Origin of the sequence: Bacteroides sp. AM32-11AC, from assembly GCF_003603515.1 — a bacterium.
GTDB classification, from domain to species: domain Bacteria; phylum Bacteroidota; class Bacteroidia; order Bacteroidales; family Bacteroidaceae; genus Bacteroides; species Bacteroides uniformis.
Window position 1 is genome coordinate 87287 of record NZ_QTNH01000002.1, and the last position, 16255, is coordinate 103541.

A 16255-nucleotide genomic window follows, 5' to 3' on the forward strand; every position below is an offset into this window, starting at 1 on the left:
CTTCTTAATATAGTCGATAGCGGCTATCGAAATATGGTTGTTGATGTTCAGGCGTTTTTGTACTGCATGAACCATTTTACGATTTCTGGATCTTCGTGCGAGCCGAGTAAGAAAGGCTTGTCGGTATCCAGCGTCTTTATCCGTGCCATGTCGTCGGCCGACAGGGTGAAGTCTAATATGTCGAGATTCTGCTTCATGCGTTCCGGTTTCACAGACTTAGGAATAATTATGCACACTGATATTTATCGCGCCCGGACAGGTGTTCGGTGCGGAAGATGACGGCATGCAGTTCCAACCAGATGGCTACCTGCTTATGTTCCATCCCGACCTGCTGCGGAATACACCTCTCGGGCGGATAATGCGTGAATATTCGTTCTTTTCCTACGAGACAAACGAGGCATTGCACCTTAGTGTGGAAGAACGGCAAATCATCATGGATTGCTTCCACAAGATTCAATATGAATTGAACCATCCGATACACCGTCACAGCAAGAACCTCATCACAGACAGCATCAAGACGTTCCTTGATTACTGCACACGTTTCTATGACCGTCAGTTCATCACACGCGACAACCAAAACCGAGACATCCTCGCAAGATTTGAGCGGTTGCTTGACGAATACTTCCATGATGGGGCTGCTAAACGGATAGGCTTGCCCACTGTACAGTATTGTGCAGACAAGCTCTGCCTCTCGCCCAACTATTTCAGTGATTTATTGAAAAAAGAAACAGGTTCAACCGCCCTGCATTTCATTCATGACAAGTCTATTGAAATAGCCAAGACGGAACTTGCATCTACAGACGACACCGTTAATGAAATCGCCTATAATCTCGGTTTTCAGTACCCGCAACATTTTACCCGACTGTTCAAGAAAGAGGTAGGTTACACTCCGAATGAATATAGAGCGCAAGTGTCGTGAGAATTGGATTAGTACAGAATATTAGAACCCAACACCTCTCTTGCGCTTAACTTTCTTCCTTCTGCGAAGTATATCCACCATTTCCTGATTGGCTTCCGCATCAGCAGCGTTATAAGATGAGCCACTGCTTTTTAGCAATCCCCAAGAGCCGTTGAACAACTCGCTTTGTGCCGTGCCGGACGGTGCGCTTGGTGTAGCCGTTTCATATATTCCGGCTGTTATTCCCATACGTTCCCTGCATCTGTTGTGCTGCAAAGCCGCGTCAATCTTGGAATAACTGAAACGCCTGTCCACTTTGGAGCCGTTGAAATGGTAGCCATTCATGGAGAATACAACACCCTGCACCTCGCTGGTCTGCCCCTTATGCTTGAAATGTACTTCCACTCCCTGCCGTTTCAGGTTGGCGATAAGCACGTTCCAGTTGCCGCATCTGCCGACTTCCATTTTGATGATGTCGTAAAGCGCATATTTCGTCCTGTCTGGCTCTTTCAGGCGGTTGCGTTTGACATTGTCCTTTCCGCCAGCCATATGCAAGCCGTATTTCAAGGTCAATTCCTTGCAGATGCGGGTACTGCGCAGACGCTCGTGCCTGTCCGATATGGTATTGCCGTTGTTGTCTATGCGGTTGAAAGCAATATGCACGTGCGGATGCTCCTTGTCGAAATGCTGGGCGATGAAGAACTGCGTATTCTTGATTCCCATCCGTTCCATATATTCAAGCGCGATGCCTGCCATGATACGGTTCGTCAGCCGTAACTCATCCTCTTTGGAAAAACTCAACGCGATATGTCCGACAGGTTTTGTCACCTTATCGTTCATCCGTGACTGGGCATTGAAACTCATGGCGATAGTTTCCAGATTTTCCATAAACAAGCCTTCGCTTGCTACTATCTGCGTATCCTTCTTCTTGTCGATGATGTAATCCACCGCACCCTTGAAGTCGCTTCCTTTTACGATTTTCGCCATCATATCCCTATCTTGGTTATAAGTTCATGAATCCTTGCCACTGCCACCTTGCAGTCCCACCGTTCATCGTGGAAGCCTCCGGCGTTTGCCTTACGCGCAAGCTGGTTGAGATTGTTAGCCATGCCGCAGAGTTGGCGGATGTATCCGGCATGTTCCTCCGACAGCCGTTCTTTCACATGACCGTTACGGAAACATTCCCTCATGTACTCGCTTGGTGATACGCCCGCCTCATGCGATCGTGTCAGCAGGCGGAAGTAGTCGGCTGCCGTCATTTTCACTGCGATACGGTATTTCAGTTTCTCGGTTGCTTCCTTCTTGGGGCGACCTCCCTTGTTGCGTTCCTTGTGTTCCTTTGTCTGTTCCATATTTTATTCCTTTTAATTCGGTTACTGATTCAACTGTATAGACCGACGGGATGCCACCTCCTGCAATTTGGATGGTGGGTGGCAAGCGGTTTCGGTACACCCGAAACACAAACTTGCTACCTCCCAATCCTTAAGGAATGAGTTTCGGGCATCTCCCGTTTTTCTCATTCGGGATGTCATAATCCCAACCCTTTCTTCTTGGGTTTTACGATAGTTCTTGGCGGTGGACTAACGGCTAATTTCTGCCGGATTCCACGCAGGTAATCGTTCAGGTCTTTATGCCCTTTGTAGTTGTCGGAGAAGTCGCGGATGCGTCCGGCGAACTTCCTTTCCAATTCCCGATACGCCTTTCTTCCCGCCTCGTCATTGTCGAGCATGCAGTGGATACGTCCATACCCGTGCAGCACATCTATAGCTTTGGAAACATTGGCGGTCGAATTGAGGATGACGTAATCCTGCCTGTCAAGGTCGGGCAAGTTCGAGCAGTTCCTCTTCCGCAACGTGAGGAATGAAAGATAGTCCATCATGCCCTCGAATACAAGGCATTTCTCTCTCGCTTCTCCCTGTTGCCGAATATGGCTGATGTCTTTGGGTGCGACACAGCCTTTGAAAAAACGGTTACGCACTTCAAATCCTCCCGCCACATTCGGAAAACCGATGGCGAAATAGGGCTTGCCGTTATGGGTGAAGTGGAGCTCTTTACATTGCGCCTTTGCCAAAGCGATGTTTATGCCCCGTTCCTGCAAGTATCGGAGCAATGCCGGATGGGTGAGTTCGCCCACCTCCAAATGTTGGAAACTCGGTTCGGATGCCTGCTGGCGAAAAGAGAAAGATATGGGACGGATGTGTGGTGCCTGTTCCGCTATCTTGCCAAGCAGATAAGGCACATGGTCGGATGCGTACAGTACCCCTGCAAGTGCGATGATGTTACCACCTCTTCCCAGTCCATAATCGAACCACAGGTTGCGGTCGGTGTTCACCTTGAACGAGGCTTCCGTTTCCTGACGGAACGGGGATTTATACCACAGGCAGTTTCCCTGTTGCTTTACGGGCGAATAACCCAAACTTTGCAGATAGTCCGCAATTTTGATTTGTTTTGCTTCTTGGATGTTCATGATATAATTTCTATGGATTTGATGATGACTGTAAAAACGTTGATTTGATGAATGAGATATGTATTGTCCTATACGTTAATGCTTTATATTCTCAACATCTTCTCAACAAACCACTCACAAATAGAGAATCCAACAAACTGATGCTGTTTCCCTCTCAACTTTTCTTTTCGATTGTTGAGAATTTGTTGAGAGTGTATGCTGTTTATTATCAGTATGGTTATATCATTATTCATCAATTCAACAAAAAAAGAATAGTATTACAGGGATTCAAGTTGTTCCCTTGTGACGGTGTAGAAACGACCGACTCTTTTTATCGGCTCATATCGGCACTCCCGATTGTAATTGAATTGGTAAGTGGTATATGTAAGCCCGTTAGAGGCAGGAGTAAGTTTCCAACATTCCTGCAATACCTTTCTGACTTGGTGCTTCTCCACCTTTACCTGCGAATGTACCAGCAAAAGAAGAATGTCGTTGTGGCAGAACGAGAATGTGTCCGTGCCGACACTTTCCATAATGTCAAGGATAAGTTCGCACATCTCTATCTCCAATCGGTTGCGGTTGCTGCGGATAATCTTCTGCAAGGCTTCGGTATGCAGCAAAGAGGGCGCAAACCACATACGGCTTTCCTTTTCGGTGGAAAGTTGTCTGTATTGCAGGTAATACAGAAAGGCAGGTATCTCAGCTTTCAGCTTTTGCAGGAAGTCTGTGTCATCGGATTGCAGACGGTCTATCTTGCGCACCCAATAGCGTGTTTCACCTGCATCAATGATAACAGGCAGATACTCGTTGTTGGAGCATAGCACGAACTTGGCAAAGAACGCTATCTCGTCACGGTCTTTGCCTTTGGCTTCCACTTTATAGGATAGAGTTGTACTGAGGTTCTTCAACCGCTCGCTGTCCTCCCTGCGGTTGAGCAATACCTCGTCCACCACGATGAGCAGTTTTCCTGCCCAGTCGGAATTGAACTGGCTGCGGAAGTCCTCGTTGGTATTGAAAGTGACATTGTTTTGAAACACAGCTTTCAGGAAGTTCAGGAATGTACTCTTGCCCGTGTTGCGTTCTTCTGATACCAACAGCAGGATAGGCAGTTTCTGCACGGGTTGCAGGTAGAGCAATTGAAGATAGTCCATGCCCAATTCATACTGTTCACCGAAGATATGGCGCACCAATGACCGGATACAGGGAAACTCGCCTTGTTGCGGACGGTGTCCTATCGGCTCGTAGAGGTTCAGGAACTTGTCCACCACGGGACGGTAGTCCACATGGTCGGGGACGGTGCAGAAGCCGTCGTACTTCGGCACGGTGGCGAGATAGTCCTTGCCGTAGTCCTGCCGCAGTGTTTCGTTGTTCCACACGATGCGCTTCTTCACATAGCCTCCGTTCAGACGGGGCTGGTTCACTAACTTGTAGAGGGTAGTACCCACACGGATAAACTCCTCATTTTCAAAGTTGCCTTGTTTCATTAGCACTTCATTTTTTTGTTTAATCAGTGCAAAACTCGGCAATTAGCGCAGAACGGATTAACAACTCACGCATACCTCACGTAAGATTTTCTTGGATTTGGCTTTATGACATACAACAAAAGCCCGAAGAAATGCCATTCTAATGGATTTTTCTTCGGGTTTGTCGTAATCGTACGTATGAATGGCAATACACCTATTCACATACTCGTATAAATACATTGTTGGCAATGGGAATACGCATAGGTCTCACTACTTCATGTCGTCATATCATTAGAACTTATGCCTGATAATTAGACATATCCCAACCATTTATACCCAGCGAAAAGAAGATATTTGTTTTCTCTTTTCGCAAGTACAGCCTTTTAAATATGGCATTGCGCACCTGTTCCGCACCGAAGCTGTCAATGCGGAAAGCAAGTGCGACTATCATCGGAAAGCTGAACACATCGGCATGATACCCGTTCTCCTGCCGAACATACTTCTGTACCTCGTATTCTTTTAATGCTCCACTGTTATAGATGTTTCTGATGGCAGAACGAAGTGTCGGAGCAATTACTCCGAACAGTTCCACCAATTCCGGCTCGCTCATCCAAATGTTTGAGACATTCTCCGGCATGATGATATTGCCGGATTCATTCACTGTTATGCTGTTTCTTCTCATACTCATGACATCGTTATTCCGTTAAACGTCTTACTCAGTTTGTCGCCGAACATGGTCAGGTCGTTGTCGAGCTTCTGCGTGGTTATCTTTGCGTAGAGTTGGGTCGTGACTATATTCGTATGTCCCAACACACGGCTTACGCTTTCAATGGGCATCCCCTTGCTCAAAGCTAATGTTGCGAAGCCATGACGACTGCAATGAAATGATATTGACTTGGTTATGCCACATTCCCTTATCATCCGTTTCAACGGTTTGCAGATAGACCAATAGTTCAAGCCGGGGAATATACGATTGTCTTTCTGCATCGGTCGGTAGCGTTCGACTATCTGCAAGGGTATATCCAGCAGCTTCACTTGGAAGGCGACTTTTGTCTTGTGGCGTTTGGACAATATCCACTTCTCGCCGTTCACCTCCACGATGTTGTCATTCGTCAGTTCCTGAATGTCCACGAATGACAAGGCGGTGAAACTGGCAAAGATGAAAATGTCACGGATGTATGCGAGCTTGCTGTCTGCAAACTCATGTGTCATGACCGCTTTCAGTTCATCCTCCGTCAGATATTCCCGTTCTTTCACATTGGGGCTGATATGAAACTGGATGAAAGGATTGCGCGGTATCAACCCGTTATAATGCGCTTTCATGACCACGCCTTTCAGCCACATACAGTTTGCCCATATCGAACCGTTCCGCAATCCGGCTTCAGTCGAGAGGTATGCGGCGAACTCCTTGATGAAATCGGGAGTAAGTTCCAACATGGACATATCGCTGCGTCTGTAAAACGACTTGATAAAGGCGGCTACATGGTTTCTTGCCCGTACACGTGCCCGATAGGTAGCCATTACCCTGTCTTTGCCTACCCGTTTCTTGAACACTTCGTTCTCACGGTCGAATGCTTTTAGCAGCGTCTCATACTCGCTGCCGATTCCCTGATAGGCGTTGCGCACCATCTCAGCCGTAACAAATGCCTCGCGGTCTGAAATGCGCTGGTAATGTTTGATGATTTGCGCCTTGATGTTGTCAAGGGCAAGGTTGATGTCTCGTGCCTCGCGGCTCTTGCCTTTCGCCTTGTTTCCTTTCACGTCCCAAAGCGTTTTCGGGATGTTCTGCTTACAACTGAACTGCGCCACAGTCCCGTTGATTGTCACTCGTCCCATGATGGGGACAATACCGTTTTTCTCCTTGCTGCCGTTCACGTAGAACAGAACCTTGAATGTGCTTCTTGCCATACTCGTTTTTTGTTTGCAAAGTTATTACTCAACGAGTTAGACCTTGATATGCCAACCTGTGCCACAAGCTGCCAAATACAACACGGTGTGTTAAAAATCACCATTCGGCGGGTAATGATTTGGAGACCGTTCTTCTTCATAAATCCGCTTTCCTTTACGTTACCTCGATTTTTCGCCTGTCCTCATTTGTCTTCGCAAACGCCTTATTGACAGGCATTACGAAGACATTTGTCCCTTTTTATTCGTCTTTTCCAGAGATTTATTGTAATTTTGTCTCCGGTATTAGTTTAAATTTAAAGATTGTAACTATGAGATTACCTGAGGACCCGGTGATGCTGTACAGCTTCATCAACATGAAACTGCGTGATTTCTATCCTTCGCTGGACGCGCTCTGCGAGGATATGAACGTAGAGAAAGAGGACATTGTACGAAAATTGAAGCTCGTGGGATTTGAGTATAATCCTGCAAAGAACAGATTTTGGTAAATAATGTTTCTGTATAAAACAACTCCCGTTGCTTGTTGTTGTAAAGCGCAAGTTAACGGGAGTTGTTTTGTTATGGAACTATGGGATAAGGCAGAACGTCTTTGGACGAGGGTCAAGAACTGGAAAACAGTACGCGGCTGGCACATCTGGAAGTTGAAGCTGGTGGATGCCCGGTTGTATTTCGTCAGCATGTTCGTCGGTTTGCTGACGGGACTGGTCGCTGTGCCCTATCACTATCTTCTCTATTATCTGTTCCACCTCCGCAGTGTTTTTTTCGCTTCGCATCCGGCCTGGTACTGGCACATTCCACTCTTTCTGTTTTCTTGGGGCATTCTCGTCTTCGTCATGTGGCTCGTGGGGAAAATGCCGCTTATCGGCGGGGGAGGTATTCCGCAGACACGCGGCGTGATTAACGGGCGCATCACTTACCGGCATCCTTTCATCGAGATGGTATCCAAGTTCGTAGGGGGCATTTTGTCCTTCTCGGCGGGGCTGTCTTTGGGGCGCGAAGGGCCTTCCGTGCAGATAGGCTCCTATGTGGGTAGCCTGGTATCCCGCTGGACCCATATCCTGAAAGGCGAACAGAAACAGTTGCTGGCAGCCGGAGCGGGAGCGGGGCTCGCTGCGGCTTTTGCAGCGCCACTGGCTTCCTCGCTCATTGTAATAGAATCCATTGAACGCTTCGATGCCCCTAAGACGGCCATCACTACCTTGCTGGCGGGTGTTGTGGCAGGAGCCGTGGCAAGCATGGTCTTTCCCGTGAATCCTTACCATCTGATAGAGGTAACGGAACCGGTTTTCGCCTTCTTTGTCCAGGTGAAGTATTTCTTGATATTGGCGGTGATTGTCTCCGTATGCGGGAAGTTCTACTCCTCCACCATGAATGCTTTCAGGCATGTGTATGCCAAAGTCAATTCTCCGGCGTATGTCAAGATGTTATATCTGGTGCTGGTGGCCTACATCATTTCGCTGATGCAGGTCAATCTGACCGGAGGCGGGGAGCAGTTTCTGCTGGCCCAGGCACAGAATGGCAGTACGCAGATTATGTGGGTGACGGCCGTCATGTTGTTGCATTTTGTCTTTTCAGTTTTCTCTGTCTCTTCCGGATTGCCGGGCGGCAGTTTCATTCCGACGCTGGTTACGGGAGGGTTGTTGGGACAGATTGTCGGTCTGGTAGGAGTGAGGTACGGTGTCATCGGGCAAGAGAATGTCAGTTATATCATGCTTGTTTCCATGTCGGCTTTTCTGGTGGCCGTGGTCCGTACACCGCTCACGGCCATTGTGCTGATTACGGAGATTACGGGGCATTTTGAGGTCTTTTACCCTTCGGTGGTTGTTGGTGGGTTGACCTACTATTTTACGGAACTTCTGCAAATGAAGCCTTCCAACGTCTCCCTCTATGAAGATATGATTCATGCTCCCGATTTTAAAGAAGAGAAACGCTATACGCTTTCAGTGGAGATTATGACGGATTCTTATCTGGACGGGAAACTGGTGGACGAACTGTCCCTGCCGGAGCGTTGCGTCATTATCAATGTACATCGGGATGGAAAAAATCTGGTCCCCGCAGGAACTCGTTTGATTCCGGGGGACCAGGTACAGATTGAGATGGACTCGCAGGACATAGAGAAACTCTATGAACCGCTTGTCAGTATGGCGAATATCTATTAAGCCAGATTGCCTATCTCGTCCAGATTCTTCTGGATGTCGGCATCCGTCAGCTCGTAATTCACTAAATCGCCGGACAAATACTTGTCGTAGGATGCCATGTCGATAAGTCCGTGACCGGAAAGGTTGAACAGAATCACCTTCTCTTCACCCGTTTCCTTGCATTTGTTTGCTTCGCGGATGGTGGCGGCAATGGCATGGCAGGACTCGGGGGCGGGGATGATGCCCTCTGCTTGCGCAAACAGACAACCGGCGTCGAATGATTCGAGCTGCTTGATGTCCACCGCTTCCATATAACCGTCTTTCAGCAGTTGTGATACGATGACACCTGCACCGTGATAGCGTAGGCCGCCGGCATGGATATTGGCAGGGGCAAAGTTGTGTCCCAGTGTAAACATGGGCAGCAACGGAGTGTATCCGGCCTCGTCGCCGAAGTCGTATTGGAATTTGCCGCGTGTCAGCTTCGGACATGAAGCAGGTTCGGCGGCGACAAAGCGTGTTTTCTTTCCTTCGAGGATGTTGTGGCGCATGAAGGGGAAGGCGATACCGCCAAAGTTGGAACCTCCTCCGAAGCAGGCGATGACGGTGTCGGGATATTCACCCGCCATTTCCATCTGCTTTTCGGCTTCCAGTCCGATGACGGTCTGGTGCAGGGCCACGTGGCTCAATACGGAGCCGAGGGTATATTTGCAGTTGGGAGTGGTCTGTGCCAGCTCTATGGCTTCGGAAATGGCTGTTCCCAGTGAGCCCTGATAGTTGGGATGGGCGGTCAGTATATCTTTTCCGGCGCGGGTAGACATGGAGGGAGACGGGGTAACCTGCGCACCGAATGTCTGCATGATGCTGCGGCGGTAGGGCTTTTGCTCGTAACTGATTTTTACCTGATAGACAGCGGCTTCCAGTCCGAAGAGGCGGGCGGCATATGCCAGGGAAGCTCCCCATTGTCCGGCACCGGTTTCGGTGGTCACGTTAGTCACTCCCTCCTGCTTGCAATAGTATGCCTGTGGGATGGCGGAGTTCAGCTTGTGCGAGCCCATCGGGCTGACGCTCTCGTTCTTGAAGTAGATATGTGCCGGTGTGCCGAGCGCTTTCTCCAATCCATAAGCGCGCACCAGCGGAGTGCTGCGGTAGTATTTGTACATTTCGCGGACCTCTTCGGGGATTTCAATCCACGTGTCGGTCTGATTCAGTTCCTGGCGGCAGAGTTCCTCGGCAAAGATAGGATACAAGTCTTCTGCTTTCAGCGGTTGCTTGGTGCCGGGGTGAAGCGGTGGCATGGGCTTGTTCACCATATCGGCTTGTATGTTATACCAGTACTGTGGGATTTCCTCTTCCGGGAGAATGAATCTTTTCTTTTTGTTGCTCATAGTGGTTAAAATTATTAATAATTCAATGCCCAAATGTAGCTATTATTTTTGAACCAATTTCTTTTTCCTTTTGTTTTTTGTATATCAAGGTATATTTGTCTAAGTTTGCCGCGTTTCATTAATCGATGCATTTATGAAGATTTATCATAAATTCCTTTTGTATCAAAATAAATGGATTCACCCTTACGTACGGATGACAGTGGGAGTAATGACTTCCATCACTTATTTGGCCTCCATCCTGCTGATTGTCGGCGTGGTCTATGAGCATGGCTTTACGATTTCAGAGGTCGAGGCGCATCAGCTCCAACGCTTGTACCATGGGGTGTGGATTGTTTTTCTGGTAGATGTCACCCTTCGCATTTTGCTGGAATACAAGGATACCCGGCGCACCTTCAGTAAGCTCACCTGGATACTGACCATTCTGCTCTATCTGACTCTTATCCCGGTCATTTTCCATCGTCCGGAGGAGGAGGGCGCCATCTTGCAGTTCTGGGAATTTCTGCATGGCAAGGCCTATCATCTTGTCCTGCTGCTGGTGTTTTCCTTTTTCAGCCTTTCCAACGGGCTGGTACGGTTGCTGGGGCGGCGTACGAACCCTTCGCTTATTTTGGCTGCAAGTTTCCTGATAATCATAATGATAGGCACGGGGCTGTTGATGTTGCCGCGCTGCACGGTGAACGGCATATCGTGGGTCGACTCGCTGTTCATATCCACCAGTGCGGTGTGTGTCACGGGGCTGACGTCTGTCGATGTGGCATCCACTTTTACCCCGACCGGTTTTGTGGTAATCATTCTGCTGATTCAGATAGGCGGTCTGGGAGTGATGACACTGACGAGCTTCTTTGCCATGTTCTTCATGGGTAATACCTCGTTGTACAATCAGTTGGTGGTGCGCGACATGGTGAGTTCCAATTCCTTGAATTCCTTGCTCTCCACCCTGGTCTATATTCTGGCCTTTACGCTGGTGATTGAAGGAATAGGGATGCTTGCTATCTGGGGAGACATCCACGGGACGATGGGGATGGACCTTCAAGAAGAGCTGGCTTTTTCCGCTTTTCATGCCATTTCCGCTTTCTGCAATGCGGGATTCTCCACGTTGCCCGGAAATCTGGGCAATCCGTTGGTGATGACGGGGCACAACCCGTTCTTCATCTATATATCTCTGCTGATTATTCTGGGGGGTATCGGTTTCCCCATACTGGTGAATTTCAAGGATATTATTCTTTACCATCTGCGTCGTCTGTGGCACTTTCTGCGTACGTGGCATTGGGACGGCAAGCGTTTTTACCATCTGTACAACCTAAATACAAAGATTGTACTGATAGTCACCTTCCTGCTGCTGGTGCTGGGCACGGTGGGCATTGCTGTCTTTGAGTGGAATGCCTCCTTCGCCGGCATGTCGGTGGCAGACAAGTGGACGCAGGCGTTTTTCAATGCCACGTGTCCCCGTACGGCAGGCTTTACCAGTGTGGACTTGGCAGGCTTGGGGGTACAGACATTGCTTATATATCTGTTCCTGATGTGGGTGGGAGGCGGTTCACAGTCTACGGCAGGCGGTATCAAGGTAAATGCCTTTGCGGTAGTGGTGCTGAATCTGGTGGCTGTGTTGCGCGGCACGGAACGGGTAGAGGTGTTTGGCCGTGAGCTGTCACACGATTCCATCCGTCGTTCCAATGCCACGGTGGTGATGTCGTTCGGCGTCTTGTTGCTGTTTGTTTTCATCATCAGTATGCTGGAGCCGGGTACGTCGCTTTTGGCCATTACCTTCGAGTGTGTGTCGGCATTGAGCACGGTGGGGTCCAGTTTGAACCTTACCCCGCGGTTGGGAGACGACAGCAAGCTGCTGGTGGCACTGCTGATGTTTGTGGGGCGTGTGGGACTGATTACGCTGATGCTTGGCATCATCAAGCAGAAGAAGCATACGAAGTATCAGTATCCGAGTGGTCAGATTATTATCAATTAAATGAGATGAAGTATATTATTATCGGTTTAGGGAATTATGGTCACGTGCTGGCAGAAGAGCTTTCTGCACTGGGGCACGAAGTGATAGGTGCGGACGTGAGCGCTGGCCGGGTGGATAGTCTGAAGGAAAAGATTGCCACAGCCTTTGTCATCGACGCTACGGACGAGCAGGCCTTGTCCGTATTGCCGCTGAACAGTGTGGATGTGGTGATTGTTGCCATCGGCGAGAATTTCGGTGCATCCATCCGTGTAGTGGCTTTGCTGAAGCAGAAGAAGGTGCAGCATATCTATGCCCGTGCCATTGACACTGTCCACCGTTCCGTGCTCGAGGCTTTTGAGCTGGAACGCATTCTTACTCCCGAGGAGGATGCCGCACGCGGACTGGTACAGTTGCTGGAATTCGGTGCCGATATGGAGACATTCCGCGTGGCACCGGATTATTATGTAGTCAAGTTCACCGTTCCGGACAAGTTCATTGGCTATTATGCCAATGAATTGAATCTCGATAAGGAGTTTGGCCTGAAGATGCTCGCCTTGAAACGTGCCGAGACTTTGAAGAATTGCCTGGGCGTCTCGTATGTGCAACACAATGTACTGAACGAACTGCCGGAAAATGACCAGATACAAGCCGGCGACCAGTTAGTGTGCTACGGACGGTATAAGGATTTCCAGAAGTTCTGGAAAGCACTATGACAATTGGTAATTGAAAATGGAAAGTTGAAAATTTTCCATTTTCAACTAATCAAAGTCCTTCTCCCGACACCGATAATGGAAATAATCAGTCAGGAAGTGTGCATTCTTGCGTATGAACTCTTGTCCGTATTCTTTTCCTTGCAAACTGTTCAGATAAGCATCCGGAAGCATGCCTTCGTCTTGCAGGATGCAACTCAGTTGGTAAGGGATAACGTCGGGGTTGACGATGAACATAATGGCGTTTTTCTCTGCTTCCTCTTTATTATAATAGGGGTTGTCCGGAGATTTGATGCATTCGCACAGCTTGAATTGGATATGTAGGCCGGTGTGCGGGTTGGCCATCAGCATGGCTCCGGTTTCTGTATGTATGCGTGGTATGTCCAGGTCTTCTTTCAAGCCGTATCCCATCTTGTTCAGCAGAAAATCAGAAATCTCCTCTTGCGATTGGCAGAATACAAAAGATTTCCCGCCGGATGCTTTTATGAAATCATGGAATGTAGCCTTTTCATTCGTCTTTTCTTTCTGTTTCGTCAAGTCGTCCACATATTCTGCCATTTTCTGGTCGTACTTGTTTTCGAGAAGCATGCCGCACTGCCACCATGTGTTGCCAAAATAAATCAGTTCGCAGATAAGGGTGCTTTTCCCTACCTCTCGGCTACGGATGGCCGAAAGGTTCAAGGACTTCTTGGTTATCTTGAATTCGCCTTCGTCCTCACTGCACAAATCTTTGACGTACAGAAATTCATCGTCTTCTTTCTCCAGCAGATAGCAACTGTTTTCCCGTGCCTTCACCTTGCCCCAAAGCTGATGTTCGGGATGGGCTTTTCCGACGAGAGCCAGCCATTCCGGTGAGGTCAGCGACAGCAGGTTGCGGCGCCCTTTGAACGTCAGTGAGGTGCGTGTGGCATATATGAGGGTCTCTGCCATTTCGGGAGTAATCTTTTCATCATCCAGCAACCGTTCAGCTTCGTCCCGGTATTGGGCGACATTTTCGATGTTGAAGTAGCATTGGTAGTGAAACCAATCCAGTATCTCCCGGTAGCGGAAGAAGTCTTCTTCTCCCATGGCAGAGTGGTATAGAAATGCCTGCATCCTTTCATTTTCGGGAGCGGTTTCGTATTCCTCTGCAAGCAGTCCGTATATCTTTTGTGCAGTCTGCTCTATTCCGGGATTCTCGGGGTTGATGGCGCTTATTCCCCGGCACAGATATTGTATATGGTGCCAAAGCAGAAAGCGTATGTCCTCCAGATTGATTTCATCCGGAAAATAATCGCCTTTGATGGGGTAGAAGGGCAGATAGGTTCCGTATCGCTTCCGGCACTCGGCAGTGAATGCCTGCCAGATGCCGGTCTGGGAGATGACGTCCTCAAACCATGCGGCGAGGCAGAGGCTTGTATAGCGTATGTTTTCCTCTTCTTCGAAGGCGTCGGCTATCGTTGAAGAGTAAAGTCTTTTGTGGATTTCGTTTGCAATGCCGACGTAGTACTGGTCAACGCTGTTTGTCTGCTTGTAAGGATGCAGTTCCAACCATTCTTTGGGATATATTTTCTTCATGACTCTAAAGTGAGTTTGGTGTGTATTTTTTATATGTTTCATTTCCGGCGTAAAGATATGTTTTTTATGGGAATTTTCTTGCTTTCCCTCCTTTCGATTAGTATATTTGTATGCTACTATTAAATCGTTCCATCGTGTGGGAAAAATCGTTCCACCATGGTGGAACGATTTTTCTTCCGTGGTAGAATGATATTTTCTCCATGGTGGAACGATTAAAGAATAGCATTTCTTCTCCTTAATGCCAGGGAAGAAGAAAAAACGGAATTGCAGAACCATTTAAAAACAGAATATATATGAGTGCGTATTACGACCTTTTCGAGAAACCCGACGTCCGCCAGACCGGCGAGCAACAATCCCTTTATGCCCGCTTTGTCCCCAAGGGCACCATCGACCGCAAGGAATTTATCGAGCGTGTACATCTTTTCACCGGCCTCAGCCGCAGCCTGCTGGAAGGAGCGATGGCAGGCTTTATGGATGAGTTGCGCGACTGCCTTGCCAATGGCTGGACGGTGGAGCTGGGCGAACTGGGTTACTTCACCCCCTCTTTGAGTTGTACCCGCCAGGCGACGGACAAGAAAGAGCTTCGTGCTGCCTCCATCGCTTTGCGCGGGTTGAATTTCCGTCTGGGCAGGGAGTTCTATAAGGATTTGAAAGGTAAGATGCAGTTGGAGCGTTGTCCGCAATCGGCATCGGCGCCTGCTTCGTCTGCCGATGAGGCGTTGGGCGTGGAGCAGCGCTGGCAGTTGCTGGATGAGTATTTGCAGCAGTATCCCTGCATCAATCGCTCCCAGTATGCACGGCTGGCAGGACGTAGTTATAAGCAGGCGGTTGTCGATTTGAATAGGTTTATAGAAGAAGGGGTGCTGATGAGGCATGGGATGGGGCCGAGTGTGGTGTATGCCAGAAAGAGGTAAAATTCAAGATGTGTATTTGCATCCGAATCGAAATGCAAAGGACATATCCCGTGAGCTCAATATGGATAAAGGGCTGTTATCCCGCATATTGAAAAAGCTGGAGGTAAATCATTCTCGACACCCCCAAGAATACGGACAGAGCACATCTGTTTTATGAGAAAGCCGGATTCAAGAAAATAGAGAAAGAAGAACTCCCCATCGAATACGATTATCCGTATGATGACAGTGACTTCTTCTGCCTGACCTTGAACGGATACCAATAAATTTACGGTTATTAGAAATTTAATCGGATAAATTAAGATTTATGGAGATACATAAAGTCCATTCTGTTTTTTTCAGTGCTACATTTACTACCAAAGCCATCGTGCAGGGTATCGTCAAGCAGCTGCACGCCGATAATATCCAACATGACATTACGAGTAATGTTTTAATCCCCCGGTTTGAGATTGGGACGCGATGAATTGTTGGTCGTAGGCGTGCCGTCCTATTCAGGAAGAGTGCCCGACACGTGCCATTGCGTCGGAGAACCCCATAAAGACAGATGAAGGTCAATGTATTTCATGTGGAAGGTGCATTGCCCTATGTCCTGTCGGCTCACGAAACTACCACTATCCATTTTTGGGAAAAAAGAGTTTGGAGTTTGCAAGCGCAAATTCAGAGAGAAAAGAACTTGAACTTTTTTACGCTGTCAATTAAAGATGCCGTAAAGGATAAAAACAATGTATGATTAAGGAATAAAATTTCTTAGTCATTGTCTATCAGTTCCTTTCTTTTTCTCCAATATCCTTTTTTATCCTACGAAAACCTCCTTAAACCTCCGTTAAAGCACCACCCCGTTTTCTGCCCGTTGTATCTTTGCATCGTGGTCACAAAGAAACTGGTTTTGCAGACTGACGA

General features: G+C 48.3%; 16 protein-coding genes. 7 read left to right on the forward strand and 9 right to left on the reverse strand.

Features of this window, described 5'->3' with window-relative positions:
• Positions 1 to 47: 47 nt before the first annotated feature.
• Positions 48 to 197 (reverse strand): hypothetical protein, encoded by a 150-nt coding sequence (locus DW800_RS19550; RefSeq protein ID WP_004329303.1) that lies wholly within the window; start codon positions 195 to 197, stop codon positions 48 to 50.
• A 62-nt stretch (positions 198 to 259) separates the two neighbouring features.
• Here DW800_RS19550 and DW800_RS02240 point away from each other — a divergent pair, with 62 nt between their 5' ends.
• The gene (locus DW800_RS02240; protein ID WP_004329304.1) at positions 260 to 919 is read left to right on the forward strand and encodes a helix-turn-helix domain-containing protein; all 660 of its coding nucleotides are present in this window, start codon (positions 260 to 262) and stop codon (positions 917 to 919) included.
• A gap of 21 nt (positions 920 to 940) precedes the next feature.
• Here the strand turns inward: DW800_RS02240 and DW800_RS02245 are convergent, their stop codons facing one another.
• The 6 genes from DW800_RS02245 to DW800_RS02270 form a co-directional block, all read right to left on the reverse strand.
• Entirely contained in the window at positions 941 to 1888 is a 948-nt protein-coding gene (locus DW800_RS02245) for a relaxase/mobilization nuclease domain-containing protein (RefSeq protein WP_004329305.1), read from the reverse strand.
• Positions 1885 to 2250 (reverse strand): MobC family plasmid mobilization relaxosome protein, encoded by a 366-nt coding sequence (locus DW800_RS02250; protein ID WP_004329306.1) that lies wholly within the window; start codon positions 2248 to 2250, stop codon positions 1885 to 1887. The genes DW800_RS02245 and DW800_RS02250 overlap by 4 nt, the downstream gene beginning before the upstream one ends.
• Positions 2251 to 2426: 176 nt before the next feature.
• Positions 2427 to 3365 (reverse strand): toprim domain-containing protein, encoded by a 939-nt coding sequence (locus DW800_RS02255; RefSeq protein WP_005775883.1) that lies wholly within the window; start codon positions 3363 to 3365, stop codon positions 2427 to 2429.
• A 257-nt stretch (positions 3366 to 3622) separates the two neighbouring features.
• Positions 3623 to 4828 (reverse strand): primase-helicase family protein, encoded by a 1206-nt coding sequence (locus tag DW800_RS02260; protein ID WP_004328112.1) that lies wholly within the window; start codon positions 4826 to 4828, stop codon positions 3623 to 3625.
• 277 nt (positions 4829 to 5105) lie between these two features.
• Entirely contained in the window at positions 5106 to 5495 is a 390-nt protein-coding gene (locus DW800_RS02265; protein WP_004328110.1) for a hypothetical protein, read from the reverse strand.
• Positions 5492 to 6715, reverse strand: a complete 1224-nt coding sequence (locus DW800_RS02270) for a site-specific integrase (RefSeq protein ID WP_005775881.1) — start codon at positions 6713 to 6715, stop codon at positions 5492 to 5494. Before DW800_RS02270 ends, DW800_RS02265 begins: the two co-directional genes overlap by 4 nt.
• A gap of 308 nt (positions 6716 to 7023) precedes the next feature.
• Between DW800_RS02270 and DW800_RS02275 the strand changes: the two genes are divergently transcribed.
• The gene (locus tag DW800_RS02275; RefSeq protein WP_005832662.1) at positions 7024 to 7200 is read left to right on the forward strand and encodes a DUF4250 domain-containing protein; all 177 of its coding nucleotides are present in this window, start codon (positions 7024 to 7026) and stop codon (positions 7198 to 7200) included.
• Between the two features lie 72 nt (positions 7201 to 7272).
• On the forward strand, positions 7273 to 8871 hold the full coding sequence (locus DW800_RS02280; RefSeq protein WP_005831727.1) for a ClC family H(+)/Cl(-) exchange transporter: 1599 nt from the start codon (positions 7273 to 7275) through the stop codon (positions 8869 to 8871).
• Here DW800_RS02280 and DW800_RS02285 read toward each other — a convergent pair.
• On the reverse strand, positions 8868 to 10235 hold the full coding sequence (locus tag DW800_RS02285) for a TrpB-like pyridoxal phosphate-dependent enzyme (protein WP_005831725.1): 1368 nt from the start codon (positions 10233 to 10235) through the stop codon (positions 8868 to 8870). The genes DW800_RS02280 and DW800_RS02285 overlap by 4 nt on opposite strands.
• 133 nt (positions 10236 to 10368) lie before the next feature.
• Here DW800_RS02285 and DW800_RS02290 point away from each other — a divergent pair, with 133 nt between their 5' ends.
• Both DW800_RS02290 and DW800_RS02295 read left to right on the forward strand, forming a co-directional pair.
• Complete coding sequence (locus DW800_RS02290; RefSeq protein WP_119957748.1) at positions 10369 to 12198, forward strand: TrkH family potassium uptake protein; 1830 nt, start codon at positions 10369 to 10371, stop codon at positions 12196 to 12198.
• A gap of 5 nt (positions 12199 to 12203) precedes the next feature.
• Entirely contained in the window at positions 12204 to 12890 is a 687-nt protein-coding gene (locus DW800_RS02295; RefSeq protein ID WP_119957749.1) for a potassium channel family protein, read from the forward strand.
• A 45-nt stretch (positions 12891 to 12935) separates the two neighbouring features.
• Here DW800_RS02295 and DW800_RS02300 read toward each other — a convergent pair whose 3' ends face one another.
• Entirely contained in the window at positions 12936 to 14444 is a 1509-nt protein-coding gene (locus tag DW800_RS02300) for a DUF3843 family protein (RefSeq protein WP_243634892.1), read from the reverse strand.
• 293 nt (positions 14445 to 14737) lie between these two features.
• Here DW800_RS02300 and DW800_RS02305 point away from each other — a divergent pair, with 293 nt between their 5' ends.
• Entirely contained in the window at positions 14738 to 15358 is a 621-nt protein-coding gene (locus DW800_RS02305; protein WP_005832650.1) for a DsbA family protein, read from the forward strand.
• Between the two features lie 555 nt (positions 15359 to 15913).
• Positions 15914 to 16054 (forward strand): hypothetical protein, encoded by a 141-nt coding sequence (locus DW800_RS20100; RefSeq protein ID WP_349824525.1) that lies wholly within the window; start codon positions 15914 to 15916, stop codon positions 16052 to 16054.
• Positions 16055 to 16255: the final 201 nt, after the last annotated feature.